This window comes from Stenotrophomonas sp. STEN030 (genome assembly GCF_056759995.1).
This window is the reverse complement of the sequence record NZ_JBRREB010000020.1, coordinates 61850-77322: the sequence shown is the minus strand read 5'-3', so window position 1 is coordinate 77322 and position 15473 is coordinate 61850. Positions and strand designations below refer to the sequence as shown.

Genomic DNA, 15473 nt, shown 5'->3' with positions numbered 1-15473 from the left:
AATCGCGTGGGGTGTCTTCAAGAGCGGCCGGGATTTCGATCCGACCATGCTGAGAGTAGGTCAAGCCTGCTTCCAGCAGGCTTGACCGCGAACATAGGATCTCGGCTCTACCGACGTGCCTTCCTGGCAATGCCCCTGCGGCGCTACAGGCGGAGCCTCATCACCGGCATTACTTCAGGCAGGTGTAGCGCTCCGATCGGCGGCGCATCCTCCGCCCAAGGTTTCCACGCCGGCGGTGCGCCATGTTCCGCAAGATACTGATCGGGATGCTCGGCTTTCTCATCGTCTGCGTGTTGGCCGCGGCAGGCTACCGGGTTGGCCAGCAACTGGCACAGCAGGACAGAGGTACAGCTGCCGGTTGAGGCAAACCGGACACGGCCACTCGCATAACCCAGCAAACCCCTCCCTCTTACGCTGCCGCGGGAGAGGCTTGCCTGAAACATTTCAAATTTGCTCCGCTCCCGCTACGATCAGCCATTCAGGCAGGGGGCCTATCAGCATGTCGTTAGCCATATTTCGCTACGCCACAATGGCGCTGGTCTTGCACGCCACATGCAGCAGCGCAGCCGTCCAAGAGCAAGTCTCGCCCACGCCCCAGACAGCGGAGCAGACAGAGCTGACCGAAGCCGCTACCGCGATTCCTGCAGGCACGCCGGTTTTCATTGAGATCGCCGAACCGCTGGCATCATCCACACACAAACGCGGCGACATTTTCGCCATCACCCTGGTCGAACCACTGGTTCTCGACGGCGTCGAGCGACTGCCCCGCGGAACCCGTGGGACTGGCGAAATCGTGCACGCAGCTGCCGCACGTGGTGGTGGTGCCCCCGGCGAACTGTTGATTGCCGCACGCACGCTGGAAACGGCGCAAGGCCCGCTGTTGCTACGCGGTTTCAAGCTCGGCGCCACCGGCGATGACAACAGTGGCATGGCGATCGGCGTGTCGCTCGGTGCAGGCCCGTTTGCCATGTTCATCAGAGGCCGGGAGATCGTGATACCCGCCGGTACGCGTGGCGCCGCGAAAACCAAGGCAGCGCCCGCACCCACTACAAGCGCAATGCCCGTTGCGGTGCCTCAAGCCGGCATCCAGACCCAAGCCCATGCAGACGCCAAAAGCGCTGTCGACCCGGTTGTCGAATCCCGGGACAGCGTCGATGCAACTGCAGGACCTCTCGTTACATCTCAACCGGAAACCCCGGTTCAACCCAAGGAGTAGTTCGATGCGTCTACGTTCGTGTGCCGTGGTCCTTTCTGCCAGTCTGCTGATCCCGCTGGGCGCTTTCGCGCAACAAGTGCAGGCACCGCCGGCCACCGATGCTGCCATCGCCGCGCAGGAAGCGTCTTCGGCCGATGCACAGTCCGCCACCGCGCCTGAAGAAGCTGAAGCAGCCGACACATCGGCCGCTGCCCAGCCGGCTGCAGACGCTGCGGTCGCTGACCGCGCGGTAGCAGGAGAAACCGCTGCCCAAGGCGGGTTGATTGCCCCCGCCCCCGCCGACAAGGCCCAGATCGTCTTCTTCCGCCCGTCAAAGTTCACCGGCGGCGCAATCGGCTTCAAGGTCCGCGAAGGTGAGCAGGAACTGGGCAAGCTGCGCAGCGGCAACTATTTCATCCACCTGGCCGAGCCGGGTACCCACGAATACACCGTCCACTCGGAAGCCAAGGACGTGCTGACCATGGAAGTTGAGGAAGGCGAAACCTACTTCGTGCAGGGAACCATCACCATGGGTGTGTTCGCTGGCCGCCCCAACCTGTCACCTTCCGACGAAGGTACCTTCAACGGCATGGCTGACAAGCTGAAGCTGCGCGAATAAGCAGCTCAGCAGGAGAGCAGTTGTGATCCTGCCGCACTCAGCGGCAGGGTCTGCCTTCCATCTGCAAGCGCGCAGAATACGCCGGCAACGCAGCCAATCGCCCGGCCGCGGCCTGCGCCTTGGCATCGCCCAGATAGACCCGGTTCTGGCCCTGCCCATCCAAGGCCACCTGCTGCCCGGCCGGCTTGCGCCACACCTCGATCACCGCCTGCTGTGAGCTGCAGGACGCGGAGGGAATGCGCGCCACTTCGTTGAGCTTCCACCCAGCCGCCTCGCTGGGATTGACCTTGCCCGCATCCAGGAACACCGCGCGCGGCTGGCACTGCGGATTGGTGCGCACCAGCTGCATGTCATAAGGCTGCGCCGGTGTACCAGTGAAGCGGCCTTCGATACGGGTACAGGCTTCGGGAATCTGCCGCACGGTATGCACCGTACCAGTGGCCTGCGCACTGGCTGCCGGGCGTTCGATCTCGGGCTTGGCGTTGGCCGCCAACAACGGCAGCGGCGACAAGGCCGTCACGGCAAGGATTAGCAGGGCTTTCATCGGCAGCAATTCCACAGGGACAGATAAGCGACGTTGCCAGCATCCGACTGAACCGAGCAGCAAGACGCGGCAGCTGGCGGTGGAGACAGCTGGCAGTCATACTCAGGCCGCCTCAGAGTGTTTGAACACAGCGACACGTACCACAGCCGCGCGCGGCCCGGGTCTGTTCCAGTGCTTCGATCTACCCGGCGTGTCCCCGCTTCATCCACAGCTGTATGGCATCCACCAACGCTGGAGGGGTCATGCTCGAACAGTACGGTCTTGTGCTTTCGCTTGTCTGCGCCGCTGTCGCCATCGTCTACGGCATCATCTCGGCCCAATGGGTCCTACGCCAACCTGCCGGCAATGCCCGCATGCAGGAAATTGCCGCCGCCATCCAGGAAGGCGCGCGGGCCTATCTCAACCGCCAATACCTGACCATCGCCATCGTCGGCGTGGTGTTGTTCGTACTGGTCGGTTTCTTTCTCAGCTGGTACACCGCGATTGGTTTTGCGATCGGCGCAGTGCTGTCCGGTGCCGCCGGCTACATCGGCATGAACGTATCGGTCCGCGCCAATGTGCGCACTGCCGAGGCCGCCCGCAATGGCATCAGCGCAGCAATGGATGTGGCGTTCCGTGGCGGCGCCATCACCGGCATGTTGGTGGTCGGGCTGGGCCTGCTGGGCGTGGCCGGTTATTACTTGATACTGCAGCGCATGGGCCTGAGCCAGGCCGACAACCTGCATGCGTTGGTCGGTTTGGCATTCGGCAGCTCGTTGATCTCGATCTTCGCGCGACTGGGCGGCGGCATCTTCACCAAGGGTGCGGACGTCGGTGCGGACCTGGTCGGCAAGGTCGAAGCCGGCATTCCCGAAGACGACCCGCGCAACCCGGCGGTAATCGCCGACAACGTCGGTGACAACGTTGGCGACTGCGCCGGCATGGCCGCGGATCTGTTCGAAACCTATGCAGTTACGGTGATCGCCACCATGCTGCTCGGCGGCATGATGATGGCCGAAGTCGGCCGCAATGCGGTGCTGTATCCGCTGGTGCTTGGCGGCGTATCGATCATCGCTTCGATCATCGGCGCGTTCTTCGTCAAGGTGAAAGCCGGCGGCTCGATCATGGGCGCGCTGTACAAGGGCGTGATCGTATCCGGCGTGCTGGCCGCCATCGCCTTCTGGCCGGTGACCACCCAGCTGATGGCCGACTCCAGCCACGGCGCCACCAACCTGTATATCTGCGCGCTGATTGGACTGGTGTTGACCGGCCTGATCGTATGGATCACCGAGTACTACACCGGCACCCAGTACAAGCCGGTGCAGCACGTGGCACAGGCATCGACCACCGGCCACGGCACCAACATCATCGCCGGCCTCGGTGTATCGATGAAGTCCACTGCGCTGCCGGTGATCGCGGTGTGCGTGGCGATCTGGTTGGCGTTCCATTTTGGTGGCCTGTACGGCATCGCCATCGCCGCAACCGCAATGCTGTCAATGGCCGGCATGATCGTCGCGCTTGATGCCTATGGACCGATCACCGACAACGCCGGTGGCATCGCAGAAATGGCCGATCTGCCACCGGAGATTCGCAACATCACTGATCCGCTGGATGCGGTGGGCAACACCACCAAGGCGGTGACCAAGGGTTATGCGATTGGCTCGGCGGCATTGGCGGCACTGGTGCTGTTTGCCGACTACACGCATAACCTGCAGATGGCGCATCCAGGCGAAACCTTCGCCTTCGATCTGTCCGACCACACGGTGATCATCGGCCTGTTGATCGGCGGCTTGATTCCCTATCTGTTCGGCGCGATGGCGATGGAAGCAGTCGGTCGTGCAGCGGGCGCGGTGGTGGAAGAAGTTCGCCGTCAGTTCCGCGAGATCCCCGGCATCATGCAGGGCACGGCCAAGCCGCAGTACCACAAGGCGGTGGACATGCTGACCCGCTCGGCGATCAAGGAAATGATCGTGCCTTCGCTATTGCCGGTTGCCGTGCCGGTGGTGGTTGGCCTGCTGCTCGGGCCGAAGGCTCTGGGTGGTTTGCTGATCGGCACCATCGTCACCGGCCTGTTTGTCGCGATCTCGATGACCACCGGCGGCGGTGCCTGGGACAACGCCAAGAAGTACATCGAAGATGGTCACTTCGGCGGCAAAGGCAGTGAGGCGCACAAGGCCGCGGTGACCGGCGATACCGTTGGCGATCCGTACAAGGACACGGCCGGGCCGGCGATCAATCCCCTCATAAAAATCATCAACATCGTGGCGTTGCTGCTGGTGCCATTGCTGTAATTCTGACTGGCAGCGAAAAGCGCCCTCACCCCAACCCCTCTCCCGCGCGCGGGAGAGGGGCTCTTGTATCCAGCAGCGGGGTGATCGGAAAGTGCACGAAGCATCCCAACAACTCGAAGCACTTGTGGGAGCGGCGTAAGCCGCGAAGCTGAGATCGCATCACTCACCTGCAAAACAAGAAACCACCACTCAACCCGAACACTTCACCGCATACACCCGGCCGTCGTTGCCACCGCCGCAGTAGAACAACTCACCACCATCCGCCTCCAACCCACTGACACTGATGCCATCCGGCATCTGCAGGCGCTCCAGTACTGCGCCGGTATCGGCCTGCAGGCGACGGATGTCGCTTTGCCCCGCCTCGCCCGTGGCATGCCACAGTTCGCCATCCACCCAGGTCACGCCGGTGACGAAACGGTCGGATTCAATCGTGCGCAGGATCTTGCCGTCGGCCGGATCGATCTGGTGAATCTTCCGCTGTCGATACTGACCCACCCACAAGCTGCCTTCCGCCCACGCCATCCCAGAGTCAGTTCCAGCGCCCGGCGCGGGAATCGAAGCCAACACTTCTCCGCTCTCGGGATCGATCTTGTCGATGCGCGCTTCGGCGATCTGCCAAAGATAGGTACCGTCGAAGGCAGTACCAGCGTCACAGGGCACGGCCAAACTGCGCACCGTCTGGCCATCACCCGGATCGAAGGCAACCAGCGCGGCGCCGGTGGCAGCCCATACGTTATGTCCATCAAAGCTGACGCCATTGATGGTGTCCGAGCCGGCAAACGGGCCGTACTCACGCACCACCTCGGCGGGACGAACCTTGGCTGCCGCAACGTTGGGATTCAGGGGTTGGGTATTCATCGCTGCAATCTCCTGGCATGTCCGCGATTGGCTGCCTGCCAGCGACACTAGTCAATCGGCAGCGCAGCAGGGAGTAACAAGATCGTCGTGAATCCGCTAAGCGGCATCGAGCGCCAGCGCTGCGCTCGACCGCGCCCGTTGGAGTACACGCGCCCTGCTGCCTGCAACTCCAGCAACGCCCGCTGAACGTTTCGCTGACTGCCGCCCACGGCCAGACCCAGCGCCGAAGTGGACCAGGCCGCGCCATCGGCAAGCAGCGCGACCAGAGCGCCTTGTTCGCCTTCGATGGGTGGGAGCAACACCTTTACCGATGTCGCCGAGCAAGGTGACAAGCGGAAGCCAGCCTGTGTTGCTTCAATACGAGCCAGCTTCGCGATGAGTCCGCGCAGGCGACCGATTTCCACCCGCAGCCGGGCCCGCAGCGTCTCGTCGTAATGGCGCGTTCCAAATGCGCGTGTGATCAGCACATCGCGATCAACGTCATCCGGCCAGGCCTCAGCCAGTGCGCATACGAGCGCGAACAACACTGGTCGCCTTGCCAGCGACTGCCAGTTGGCGCCAAGCCTGATGCCGCGGCGGCAGCCATCCACGATCAATGCGCCGGACTCCAGTAGCGTCTGCACCTGATCGATACGCAGTAACTGATCCGCGCCTGTGCCGAGGCAACGGGCAGCCGGTTGATCCAGCTTGTAGCAGGCTTCATCCACTTCGGCCTGCAACGCGGTAATACCCGCTTCTGCGGCCGCCATCCGGGCACGTTCAAGCAGCGCGCGTGCCAGCCCGATCCGCATCCGCCGCAAAGCCAACGTTGCAGCTGTGAGCCCGGCCATCGTGCTCAGCGCCGGCGGCATGCGTCTGCCCTCAAGCCTGCTCAGAACGTGTGCTGCTTCATCAATTTTTCCCAGCAACAGCAATCGCCGCGCCAGGATCAACCAGGCCTGCAATGCATTGACCGAATCACCATGCGTATCCAGCACGGTCGCGATATCCGACAGCGGTTCGGAAGCGCCACCGAGTTCGCGAAGCGCCAAGGCCACTTCGGCCTCGGCCAGCCCGCAGCGTGTGCGTGCCAGTACTTCGTGTGTGCCGAAGCCGCGTTGTGCACGTCGCAGCAGCTCGCGTGCACGCGTCAGGTCGCCGAGCTGGGCCATGGCGATTCCGCGCAGGGCCAGCGCAGGAGGATCGTCGCGCAATGCAACGTGCTTGAGCGCGGTAAGAACGTCACCGGTGGCCAAGGCGCGGGCGGATGCTGCGATCAGGGAATCCATGGGGGCAGGCTAACTGCGGGCGGGCGTGGATGCACTTGTCAGCTCTTGCACCGTCCCAATAGCCGCGTAGAAGGTTGGCGTGCCCATGTCCGTGAATATCCATCGACTCGACGCTTGGATGCCGTCGCGCTGCAGGATTGCCGCTAAGAGCGCCCTCACCCCTACCCCCGCTCCGCGCCCCGGCCCTTGCGCTAGCGCAAGGTCGGTCGACGGGCAGCGAACCAATGGTTCGCAAGCTGCCCCTCTCCCCCCGCAAGCGGGAGAGGGGACAGCCCTCGTCGATAGGTCGTCTGGGGGCTGCCGCTTACCTGCGATTGATGAAGAACTCCACCGGCACCATCACTTCCACCGGGTCGCCGACGACATCCGCTGGCGGTACCGGCACCGGTGTTGCCCGCGCCAGCGTCTCCAGCGTGGCCTCATCCAGGCTGTCGTGACCGCTGCTGCGGCCGATCCTGGCATTGCTGACCTTGCCCTGCCGGTCCACGCTGAAGCGCACATAGGCCACGCCTTGCTGACGCAGGCGCTCGGCCAGGCGAGGATAGCGGCGGTACTTCTCCAGATGCCCCAGCAGCTGCCCTTGCCAGGTAACCGAAGCCTGCGCCTGCTGCCCGGCGGTGGTCTGGCGGGCGGCATAGCGCTCGCTGGGCTTGGCACTGACATCCGGCGGCGCCAGGGTCTGGTCCACTGTGTGGGCGTCGGAGGCTGGTACCTGCTCACGCGGCTGCGGCGGCACGTAAGCGTCCACCACCTCGGGCTCCTGCGGCGGCGGCTCATGCTCCACGCGTGGCGCCGGGGTCGGCTCGCTGCGTTGCTGCTCCTGCTGCGGCGGCCCCTGTGGAATCTCGGTTGGCGGAGTTGGCGGCGCTTCCGGCATCTCAGCCATATCCACCATCACCGCTTCCAGCGGCTGCTGATCTGCCAGCAAGGGCGGTGTGCGCAGGCTCCACCACAGCGCCGCGCCTATCACCACTGAATGCAGCAACAGCGCCAGCGTGAAGCTGCCACCCCAACGCAGGCGGGAGGATGCAGTAGCGACGGTCACGATGACTGCTCTATCCCGACCAACGCCACTTTCAGGTAGCCGGCGCGACGCAGCAGGTTCATTGCTTCCATCAGATCGCCATAGCTGACCGAGCGGTCGGCACGCAGGAAGATGCGCTGTGAGTGATCACCTTGTGTGCGCTTTTCAAGTTCTGCAGCCAACGCATCAGCCGATACTGTGGCCTCGCCCAGACGCAGCGACAGATCCGCCTGCACGGTGAGGAACAGCGGCTCGGCATCACGCGGCTGCGGCTTGGCGCTGCTGGCCGGCAGTTCGACCGGCACATCGACGGTGGCCAGCGGTGCGGCCACCATGAAGATGATCAGCAGCACCAGCATTACGTCGATGAAGGGCGTGACATTGATCTCGTGCGCTTCGTCCAGCGCTTCGTCATCAGACTCGCGGGAGGTACGGATTGCCATCGTCCGTCCTCAGCGTGCGTCGCGCGGCAGCGCGCGGCCGCAATCCAGATCGCGCGAGACGATCTGCTGCACGCTGGCTGAGATATCCCCGCCCAATGCACGCAAGCTCTGCAGGCGGCGACTGAAATGGTTGTAGATGACGACCGCAGGGATTGCAGCGACCAGGCCCATCGCGGTGGCCAGCAGTGCTTCGGCGATGCCCGGCGCAACCACCGCCAGATTGGTGGTGTTGGACGCGGCGATGCCGACGAAGCTGTTCATGATGCCCCACACTGTGCCGAACAGACCGACGAAGGGTGCCACTGCACCGATGCTGGCCAACAGGCCGACGCCGCTGCGCAGGCGTCGGCTGTTGCCCAGCTCGATGCGCTCAAGCCGCGAGCCGAGACGCTCCTTGACCCCATCGTGCCCCTGCGCATCAACTGACAACGCCAGCTCGGTGCGCGCCGCACCCAGCATGCTGCGCGCCAGGTCTGATTGCTGCAGTACCGGCTGCGCATCGGCGCCATCGAGACTACCGCTGACCTCCAGTACCTCGCGTGCTGCCTGAAGTTCACGGCCGATACGGCCCAGCTCCAAGGTCTTGGCGATCAACACCGTCCAGGTAGCCAGCGAGGCCAATGCCAGGCAGATCATTACCGCCTGCACCACCCAGTCGGCGGACTGGTACATGGCCCAGGGCGTAAGTGCCTGTGTGGCGGCGTGCGAGGAAATATCAGCGTGCATGGAAAGATTCCGGATCGTCGTGGAAGGAAGTCGCACTGGCGATCTGGCTGGTGCGTTGAACGTAGTACGAAACAGCGTCGCGCTGGCACGACGCGGCTTGCTGTGTATCGGCAGCGGGGGAGCGCATCATGACTGTTCCTCACTGGCCACCGGCTCGCGCGGGCTTGGCCGCGACAGCACATAGGCAGCACTGGCCAGGAAGAAAATGGCCACAGGTACGGCCAGCTTCCAGCTCGGATGCGCACCGATGAAGAACAGCACATAACCCAGCGCCATGCCGCCAGCGGCAAAACACTTGCCCTTGCGGCTCACCGCACCCTGCTCACGCCACTGCCGCAGCGGCCGGCCGTAGCGCGGATGCTGCAGCAGCCACGCTTCAAAGCGCGGCGAGGATTTCGAGAAGCACCACACCGCCAGGATCAGGAAAATGGTGGTTGGCATCACCGGCAGCAACGCACCGATCACCCCCAAGGCCACCATCAGCCAACCCAGGCAGAACCACAGCCAACGGATCACGCCGATGCCTTCATGGTGTCTGCCGATGCGCCGACCTGCATCAGGCGAATTCCTGCTCGACGTAGCCGCGTACGGTGCGGAACGCAGCGTTGGCGCCTTCGATGGCGGCCGCTTCCTGCGCCTCGCTCATGCTGATGGAATCCATGGATGCAGTGAACTCGCGCCAGTGGCGAGCCGCGCCATCCGGATGCGCGGCCAGGTGGCTGGCGCCGAAGTCCGCGCCCAAGCCCAGCTTGCCGGCCAGCTTGAACAGGATGGTGCCGCCGAGGTTGGAGCCTTCGGCGACGTACAGCCAGCCCAGCGCCTGCGGCAGCTCGATATCGTCAGGGATGACCGCAGCGGTTTCGGCAGGAACGTCCTGCTGCAGATCGCCGAGGTCGGCAACGATCTGCTGCAGGCGCTGGCGCTGTTCCAGATCCGGCAGCAGCGAGCGTAGCAGCGGCGTGGCGTACAGCGCCTGGATGTCGCGGTGGAAACGGTATTGCACCCGCACGAACTTGGCGAAGCGTTCGCGGCTGGCAAAAATGTCCTCGGACATGATGCGCTTGTCCAGCGAATCATGGGTGGTGCTGGTAGCCGCTTTCAGGCGCTGGCTACGGCTGGGTGCGGCGATGGTTTCGTTCGTGGTCATGGCATGCGGATAGGAAAAGTGGGGGAATCCTCCGCACGCAGGAGCGGCGGAGGATGGGACTCGCAGGAAAGACGTATGCCGCGGGACGATCCCCAAGGCTGCGTGCGCCTGGCCTGCGTGCCGGTGGGTCAGAATCTCCAGGTCAGCCCGATCGACAGCGTCTGCGTGGTCAAACGGTCGCGGGCCTGGCGGCCGTTGGCGTTGTTGAACGCACCGGGTACCGTGACATCCCTGTAAACCGGGCAGTCGTACCAGAAATCGAATTCCTCCCAGTAGCACTGCTTCATTTCCACCAGCTCGCTGCGCACGTAGTCACCGGCAACAGCCTCGCGCGCGTCGTTGAAGCGGAAGCTGTCGCGGCCCAGGTTGGCATAGGCGTACTCGGCGCGCAGCGTCCAGCGGTTACCCAATGCCACTTCGGTACCGACACCCAGGCTCCAGCCCAGGCGCGTATTGCTGGCGCTTTCGGCGAAGGCCGGGCGTGGATCGGTGCCGTTGGGCAGACCTGCGCTGGTATTGCTGGCCTTGTACTGGGTACGGGTCTGGCGCTCACGCTGGGCGTTGACTGAGGCCATGCCGTACACGAGGGTACGGCCGAAGCTGTAACCGATGCGTCCACCGAGGCTGGCACCGAGACCGAGCTCATGCCGCATCCGGGCCTGCAGGGGGGGGCTCAGCCAACCACTGGCTTCGCGCGCTTCGGTTTGCTGATAACTCTTCTCGTTGCTCCAGGACACATTGCCGTCGGATAGCCCGCCTTCCACGCCCAGCACCCAACCCGAGGCCAGCTGCCAGTTGTGGCCCAGGCGTAGGCCGTGGCGGATATCGGCAATGTCCAGGTTGGCCGATTCACGCGCCGCCTTGTCATCGCCCACGCCGGTGAGCGAGGTACTACGACCACGCAGACGCTGCTCGGTCTGGCCGACCAGCCCGGCCAGATAGAAGCCGCTCCAGTCACCATTGAACGGCTCGAAGGCCGATGCCCTGCCTTCTGCACCGGCGCCGAAGCTGCGCAGTGCCGCCGGCCTACCGTCACCGAAGCGACCGGTCACGCTCAGCCGCACGGTACGCCCCGGGGATGGCATCAGGCCCAGCGTCAGTGCATCCATGTAGTAGCGGTCACCGACGTTGTCGACTGCCGCGTCCACACTCAACCGGTCATTGATGCGGTAACTGGCGTACATATCCACCAGGTTGTATGGCGCCCAGTCGACGGTGGTGATGGTCGCGCCGATCGGCATTTCCATCGCCGCACGATCACCGGTATGGGTGAAGCGCGCGCCGGCGGTCAGGCGGCCGTCCAGCCAATGGCCGCCAAGGTTGAGGGTGGCACCGGTGCGCGGTGGAATGTGCGACTGCACGTAGCCACTGGGTGAACCACCGCCCCAGCATTTGCCTCCATCGCAGAACTCGCGGTGCGTGTACCAACTGCCGGAGGCCTCGGCGAACAGGCGGCCGGTGTCATAGCGGCTGCTCAGCTCAAAGCCGCGGAACAGCGCCTGGTCGATGTTCTCCATCGTGAAGCCGATCAGGTCGCGCGTACTACGGGTGATGTAGTCGTCGATGCGCTGGTTGAACCAGGCCAGCTTGGCCTGGAAGCGATCGCCATCGGTGAACAACGAATCGGTTTCCAGGTTGATGCCGATCTCGCTGTTGCGCGCATGCTCGGCCTTGAGGCGGGCGAATGGATTGGGCCGGTACGAGATACCCTGGCCATAGCCCGTGGACTCAAACAGGCTAGGCGCGCGCAGCGCCTGCGCATGTCGCACATAGAACTGCAGCCCCTGCACCGGCTCGACCAACACCGACAGGATCGGCGCCCAACCGGATGCGTGTTCATGGTTGAACGCAGTCTGCTTCGGCCAGGTGTTGAGGATCTCGGTTGCAATGTTGTCCTGCGCCTTGGCGTCCAGGTAGCGCAACGAGGCCGACAGCGTCAGCCACTCGCGCGGCATCAGCTCGGCGGCGAGGAAGGCACTGTTCTCACGCCGTGAGCCGTCTCGCGGCGTGCCGTTGAAATCCTTGTCCGGGTTGTTGGCCGCCGCTGCCTTCTTGCGCCACCACTCGGGTGAGGGCTGCAGGCGTTCGTAGCTGTGCGAAGCACCATAGCTGAGCTCAAGCGCGCCCCAGCCGGTATCCAGCGACGAGGTGTTGGAGATGTTCAGCCCCCAGCGGCGCGCATCACCAATGTAGGGCACATCCTTTACCCATGCTGCGGCACCGGTGAAGCGGTACAGCGTTTCGATATCGGTATGGTTGTCGCTGCCCCACAGATCCGCTTTCAGGTCGATCAGATTGTTGCCTGCCGGATTCCAGCGGTAGCGCGCGGTGGCGGTGTCGACCTCGACCCGGCTCAATCGGCCCTGCTGCGCCTGCCCGCCGCGGAAAATCGCCGACGGCATCATTTCGCCGAAGTCGCTCTCATAGCGCGTCCACGACAGGTCCAGCGCCTGCCCGTCAGCGAAATGCAGGACGCCGCGCAGCAGGCCAGAGGTGCTGTCCTGCGAGGTATTGAGTACTTCCTCGCCGAACTGGTAACCGACTTCCTCGCCGGTAGGGCCCTTGCCGTGTTCGCCGGCAAAGTAATTGCCGACCCGGCGCTTGGCCAGTGCCGCCACCAGTTCCAGGTTGCCGAAGCGCTGCGCCCACGCCGCGCTCAGGCTGCCGTTATGGAAAGTCAGGTCATTCGGCCGGGCGTAACGTGCAGCCGTGCCCTGGCCGGTGCCGACGGTACCGATGGCTGGCTCGCCGACGTTGTTGCCGTAACTGCCAACCTTGACCTGCAGGCCCCATTGCCCGCCTTCGTCGATCAGGTCCTGTGCACCAAGCGTGCGCATCCGCACGACACCACCGGTGGCACCGACCGCGTCCGCCGCCGCACTGGGGCCCTTTTCGATGGTGACGCCACCGACCAGATCCGGGTCCAGGTAGCTGCGTGATGCCGAGCCCGCATAGCCACGGTAAACATCGGTCTGCTGGGTCGCACCATCAATGATGACCGGCACCCGGCCCTGGCCCTGCATGCCACGGATGTTCACGTCGAGCGCGCCACTGTTGCGGTTGTCACCACTCAGCACGCCAGGCTCGCCCTTGATGAAGTCGCCGACCGACGTGCCGCGGAAGGCCTGGATGCGCTGGCGGTCCAACTGGGCTCCAGATTGCGCCGAGCGGAAGAAGCGGTCCGGTGATTCGCTGGCCGCAATCGCGCTGCCGCCGATCACGCCGCCTTCCACGTTCAGGGCACCAGTGCGGATCACGCCATCGTCCGCTACCGGCTCAGCCATTGCTTCGAGCCGGAAGCTGCCAGCCGCGTCACGGCGCGCACTCAGTCCGGTACCGGCCAGCAGCTGGTGCAGCGCCTGCTCATGACTCAGGCGTCCGCGTACCGCGCTGGCGGTGCGCCCCGCGCCAATCGCGCTGTTGAACAGCACTTGTTGACCGGATTGGCGTGAATACAGGCGCAGCGCCTCGATCAGCGGCTGCGCGGGGATATCGAAACTTGCCTGTGCGGCTTGTGCCTGCGACTGCGACTGCGCGGCAGCGGGCGCGATGGCGAGGCATTGCAGCGAACCGGCAATGCAAAGAGACAGCAGGGCAGGCGCAAGCGGACCGCGCCGCGATGAAGCTGGTGACATGGGATCAAACTCCTCCGGAAACAGGCGTGCCGGGAAGACCCGGCTGTGTCTGGCTGGAGAAGCGCGTGCCGCTCGTAGCTGCTTTGACAACGACTGCGGCGCGGGATCACCCCAGCACCACCTGTTCAATATTCATACTTCGTTCACTCTTTGGCGCCTGGCTTTACCAGCAGCCAGCCACCTGGCAGCTGCCAGACGTGAGCACCGGCCATCGCCGCGATCGAGTGGATGCCAGCCTCTGCATGCTCGCTGCGGAACACGCCTGAAACCGGCACCGCTGCCAGCTCGCCCAGCACGAGCACGCGGCCCGGGTAGTAGCGCGACATCTGCGTGATCGCGGCCGCAGCCGACTGCCGCTCCAGCACGATGTCGCCTTCCCGCCATGCGGCCACCGCTGCAGCCGGCAACGAAGCGCCCTGCTCCACTGTCCCGCCCTCGCGATAGGCCGCGCTCTGCCCGGCATGCAGCCGTAAGCGGCTGCCGGCGGCACTGACTTCCACCTCACCTTCGCTGACCGCGGTGCTTACCTGCCCTGGCTGCAGCGCCACCTCGAACGCCGTGCCGATGTCACGGGTAACCCCACTGCCGGCTTCGACCAGGAACGGCCGCACATCGCCGTGTGCGACCCGGAACCAGGCACGGCCACGCAGCAGTTGCACGGTGCGCTGCTTGTCGTCGTAGCTCACCCGGATTGCCGCACCGGCATCAAGCACCGCCTGGCTTCCATCTTCCAGCCGCACCTGTTCGACCGCGTAGCCGGCACGATGATCTGCCTGCCAGCGCCAACGCTGCCCGGGCAACACCAGCACCAACACCAGCATGGCCGCTGTTGCGGCAACAACGCCAGGCCAACGCCGTTGGCGGCGCGACCACCTCGTCGTTCGCCTGCCGACCTCAGCTGCGACTGCAGGCACGCAAGCGTGCTGGTCGACCTGCCCCGCTATCGCGGCTTCGCTCGCCAGCGCCCTTACCTCATGCTCAACCTGCCCCATCGCCTGCCATAACTGGCGCTCGCGTTCGAACGCCTGCTGCCATTGCGGCCCCCGCGCACGCCAACGTGCGAACGCCTCCAGTTCGTCCGCATCGGCTTGCCCGGATGCCAACCGCAGCACCCAATCGCGGGCCTGGCGGGCAAGCTGTTCGGGATTGTCGGGAGAATGCGTCATCAGTATCCAGGTCGCGGTACGGCTGCCGTGGGGAACAACATCGCTATCGGGCGGCGGCTATCAATCACCGTCGCGTGCCCGCGCCAGGCATTCCAGCGCACGTCGCATGTGGTTCTCCACCGTACTGGTGCAGATGCCCAGCTGCGCGGCGATACACGGATGGCTCAAGCCATCGTAGCGGTTGAGTACGAACACCTGTCTTGTGCGCGGCGGCAACTGCCGCAACGCGCGCGCGATGCCGGTGATCGCCTCCTGTGCCGCTACCACCCGAGCCGTATCCGGACTGCCCGGTTCGCCTTCCAGCAGCGCCAATGCGGCTTCGGCCTGTTCACGACGACGACGCGAATCACGCAGTTGGTCGATGGCGAGATTGGAAGCTACCCGGAACAGATAACCCCGCTTGTCCTCGATCGGCGGCTCACGCGGCACCGTGGACAACTTGAAGTACATTGCCTGGTAGGTGTCCTCGCAGCTGGACAGATCCAGATACCGCGCCAGATGGCGCAGCAACGGCTGGCGTTCGCTGATCAGCAGTTCGGTCAGGTCAAGCGCATTGCAGGACATGGAAGGCGGTGCGA

At 64.4% G+C, this 15473-nt stretch carries 15 protein-coding genes; 3 read left to right on the top strand and 12 right to left on the bottom strand.

All coding sequences use genetic code 11. The features are described 5' to 3' along the window. Positions 1-499 precede the first annotated feature (499 nt). Positions 500-1216 (top strand): hypothetical protein, encoded by a 717-nt coding sequence (locus ACVOLR_RS09030; RefSeq protein WP_481536157.1) that lies wholly within the window; start codon positions 500-502, stop codon positions 1214-1216. Positions 1217-1220: 4 nt separating this feature from the next. Next, positions 1221-1814 (top strand): DUF2846 domain-containing protein, encoded by a 594-nt coding sequence (locus tag ACVOLR_RS09025; protein WP_481536156.1) that lies wholly within the window; start codon positions 1221-1223, stop codon positions 1812-1814. Between the two features lie 37 nt (positions 1815-1851). Here the strand turns inward: ACVOLR_RS09025 and ACVOLR_RS09020 are convergent, their stop codons facing one another. Beyond that, positions 1852-2358 carry a hypothetical protein gene (locus tag ACVOLR_RS09020; protein ID WP_481536155.1) on the bottom strand — a complete coding sequence of 169 codons (507 nt, stop codon included), beginning with the start codon at positions 2356-2358 and terminating at the stop codon, positions 1852-1854. 242 nt (positions 2359-2600) lie between these two features. Here ACVOLR_RS09020 and ACVOLR_RS09015 point away from each other — a divergent pair, with 242 nt between their 5' ends. Next, positions 2601-4628, top strand: coding sequence for a sodium-translocating pyrophosphatase (locus ACVOLR_RS09015; protein ID WP_481536154.1), 2028 nt, complete (start codon positions 2601-2603; stop codon positions 4626-4628). A gap of 189 nt (positions 4629-4817) precedes the next feature. Here the strand turns inward: ACVOLR_RS09015 and ACVOLR_RS09010 are convergent, their stop codons facing one another. The 11 genes from ACVOLR_RS09010 to ACVOLR_RS08960 all read right to left on the bottom strand — a co-directional run bounded on the left by ACVOLR_RS09010 (position 4818) and on the right by ACVOLR_RS08960 (position 15459). Then, positions 4818-5486 carry a glutaminyl-peptide cyclotransferase gene (locus ACVOLR_RS09010; RefSeq protein WP_481536153.1) on the bottom strand — a complete coding sequence of 223 codons (669 nt, stop codon included), beginning with the start codon at positions 5484-5486 and terminating at the stop codon, positions 4818-4820. A 47-nt stretch (positions 5487-5533) separates the two neighbouring features. After that, complete coding sequence (locus ACVOLR_RS09005; protein WP_481536152.1) at positions 5534-6754, bottom strand: helix-turn-helix domain-containing protein; 1221 nt, start codon at positions 6752-6754, stop codon at positions 5534-5536. Positions 6755-7058: 304 nt separating this feature from the next. Continuing rightward, entirely contained in the window at positions 7059-7799 is a 741-nt protein-coding gene (locus tag ACVOLR_RS09000) for an energy transducer TonB (RefSeq protein ID WP_481536151.1), read from the bottom strand. Then, positions 7796-8221, bottom strand: coding sequence for a TonB system transport protein ExbD (gene exbD / locus ACVOLR_RS08995; RefSeq protein WP_481536150.1), 426 nt, complete (start codon positions 8219-8221; stop codon positions 7796-7798). Before exbD ends, ACVOLR_RS09000 begins: the two co-directional genes overlap by 4 nt. Positions 8222-8230: 9 nt before the next feature. Next, positions 8231-8947: a tonB-system energizer ExbB gene (exbB, locus tag ACVOLR_RS08990; protein WP_481536149.1), complete on the bottom strand. Its 717-nt coding sequence runs from the start codon at positions 8945-8947 to the stop codon at positions 8231-8233. Further along, positions 8937-9077, bottom strand: a complete 141-nt coding sequence (locus tag ACVOLR_RS08985; RefSeq protein WP_481536148.1) for a hypothetical protein — start codon at positions 9075-9077, stop codon at positions 8937-8939. Before ACVOLR_RS08985 ends, exbB begins: the two co-directional genes overlap by 11 nt. Next, positions 9074-9460: a YbaN family protein gene (locus tag ACVOLR_RS08980; protein WP_481536159.1), complete on the bottom strand. Its 387-nt coding sequence runs from the start codon at positions 9458-9460 to the stop codon at positions 9074-9076. The genes ACVOLR_RS08985 and ACVOLR_RS08980 overlap by 4 nt, the downstream gene beginning before the upstream one ends. A gap of 43 nt (positions 9461-9503) precedes the next feature. Continuing rightward, positions 9504-10094, bottom strand: a complete 591-nt coding sequence (locus tag ACVOLR_RS08975; protein ID WP_481536147.1) for a biliverdin-producing heme oxygenase — start codon at positions 10092-10094, stop codon at positions 9504-9506. 128 nt (positions 10095-10222) lie between these two features. Further along, a complete protein-coding gene (locus ACVOLR_RS08970; RefSeq protein WP_481536146.1) occupies positions 10223-13729 on the bottom strand; it encodes a TonB-dependent receptor domain-containing protein in 3507 nt (1168 codons plus the stop codon). Positions 13730-13872: 143 nt separating this feature from the next. Beyond that, a complete protein-coding gene (locus ACVOLR_RS08965) occupies positions 13873-14895 on the bottom strand; it encodes a FecR family protein (protein WP_481536145.1) in 1023 nt (340 codons plus the stop codon). 60 nt (positions 14896-14955) lie between these two features. Continuing rightward, positions 14956-15459: an RNA polymerase sigma factor gene (locus tag ACVOLR_RS08960; RefSeq protein WP_481536144.1), complete on the bottom strand. Its 504-nt coding sequence runs from the start codon at positions 15457-15459 to the stop codon at positions 14956-14958. Between the last annotated feature and the right edge of the window lie 14 nt (positions 15460-15473).

Bases quoted from the DNA above. Each gene is read 5' to 3' on its own strand.
- exbB (WP_481536149.1), bottom strand. From the start codon at position 8,947: ATGCACGCTGATATTTCCTCGCACGCCGCCACACAGGCACTTACGCCC.
- ACVOLR_RS09030 (WP_481536157.1), top strand. From the start codon at position 500: ATGTCGTTAGCCATATTTCGCTACGCCACAATGGCGCTGGTCTTGCAC.
- ACVOLR_RS09010 (WP_481536153.1), bottom strand. From the start codon at position 5,486: ATGAATACCCAACCCCTGAATCCCAACGTTGCGGCAGCCAAGGTTCGT.
- exbD (WP_481536150.1), bottom strand. From the start codon at position 8,221: ATGGCAATCCGTACCTCCCGCGAGTCTGATGACGAAGCGCTGGACGAA.
- ACVOLR_RS08970 (WP_481536146.1), bottom strand. From the start codon at position 13,729: ATGTCACCAGCTTCATCGCGGCGCGGTCCGCTTGCGCCTGCCCTGCTG.
- ACVOLR_RS09015 (WP_481536154.1), top strand. From the start codon at position 2,601: ATGCTCGAACAGTACGGTCTTGTGCTTTCGCTTGTCTGCGCCGCTGTC.
- ACVOLR_RS09025 (WP_481536156.1), top strand. From the start codon at position 1,221: ATGCGTCTACGTTCGTGTGCCGTGGTCCTTTCTGCCAGTCTGCTGATC.
- ACVOLR_RS09020 (WP_481536155.1), bottom strand. From the start codon at position 2,358: ATGAAAGCCCTGCTAATCCTTGCCGTGACGGCCTTGTCGCCGCTGCCG.
- ACVOLR_RS08960 (WP_481536144.1), bottom strand. From the start codon at position 15,459: ATGTCCTGCAATGCGCTTGACCTGACCGAACTGCTGATCAGCGAACGC.
- ACVOLR_RS08985 (WP_481536148.1), bottom strand. From the start codon at position 9,077: ATGATGCGCTCCCCCGCTGCCGATACACAGCAAGCCGCGTCGTGCCAG.
- ACVOLR_RS08965 (WP_481536145.1), bottom strand. From the start codon at position 14,895: ATGACGCATTCTCCCGACAATCCCGAACAGCTTGCCCGCCAGGCCCGC.
- ACVOLR_RS09005 (WP_481536152.1), bottom strand. From the start codon at position 6,754: ATGGATTCCCTGATCGCAGCATCCGCCCGCGCCTTGGCCACCGGTGAC.
- ACVOLR_RS08975 (WP_481536147.1), bottom strand. From the start codon at position 10,094: ATGACCACGAACGAAACCATCGCCGCACCCAGCCGTAGCCAGCGCCTG.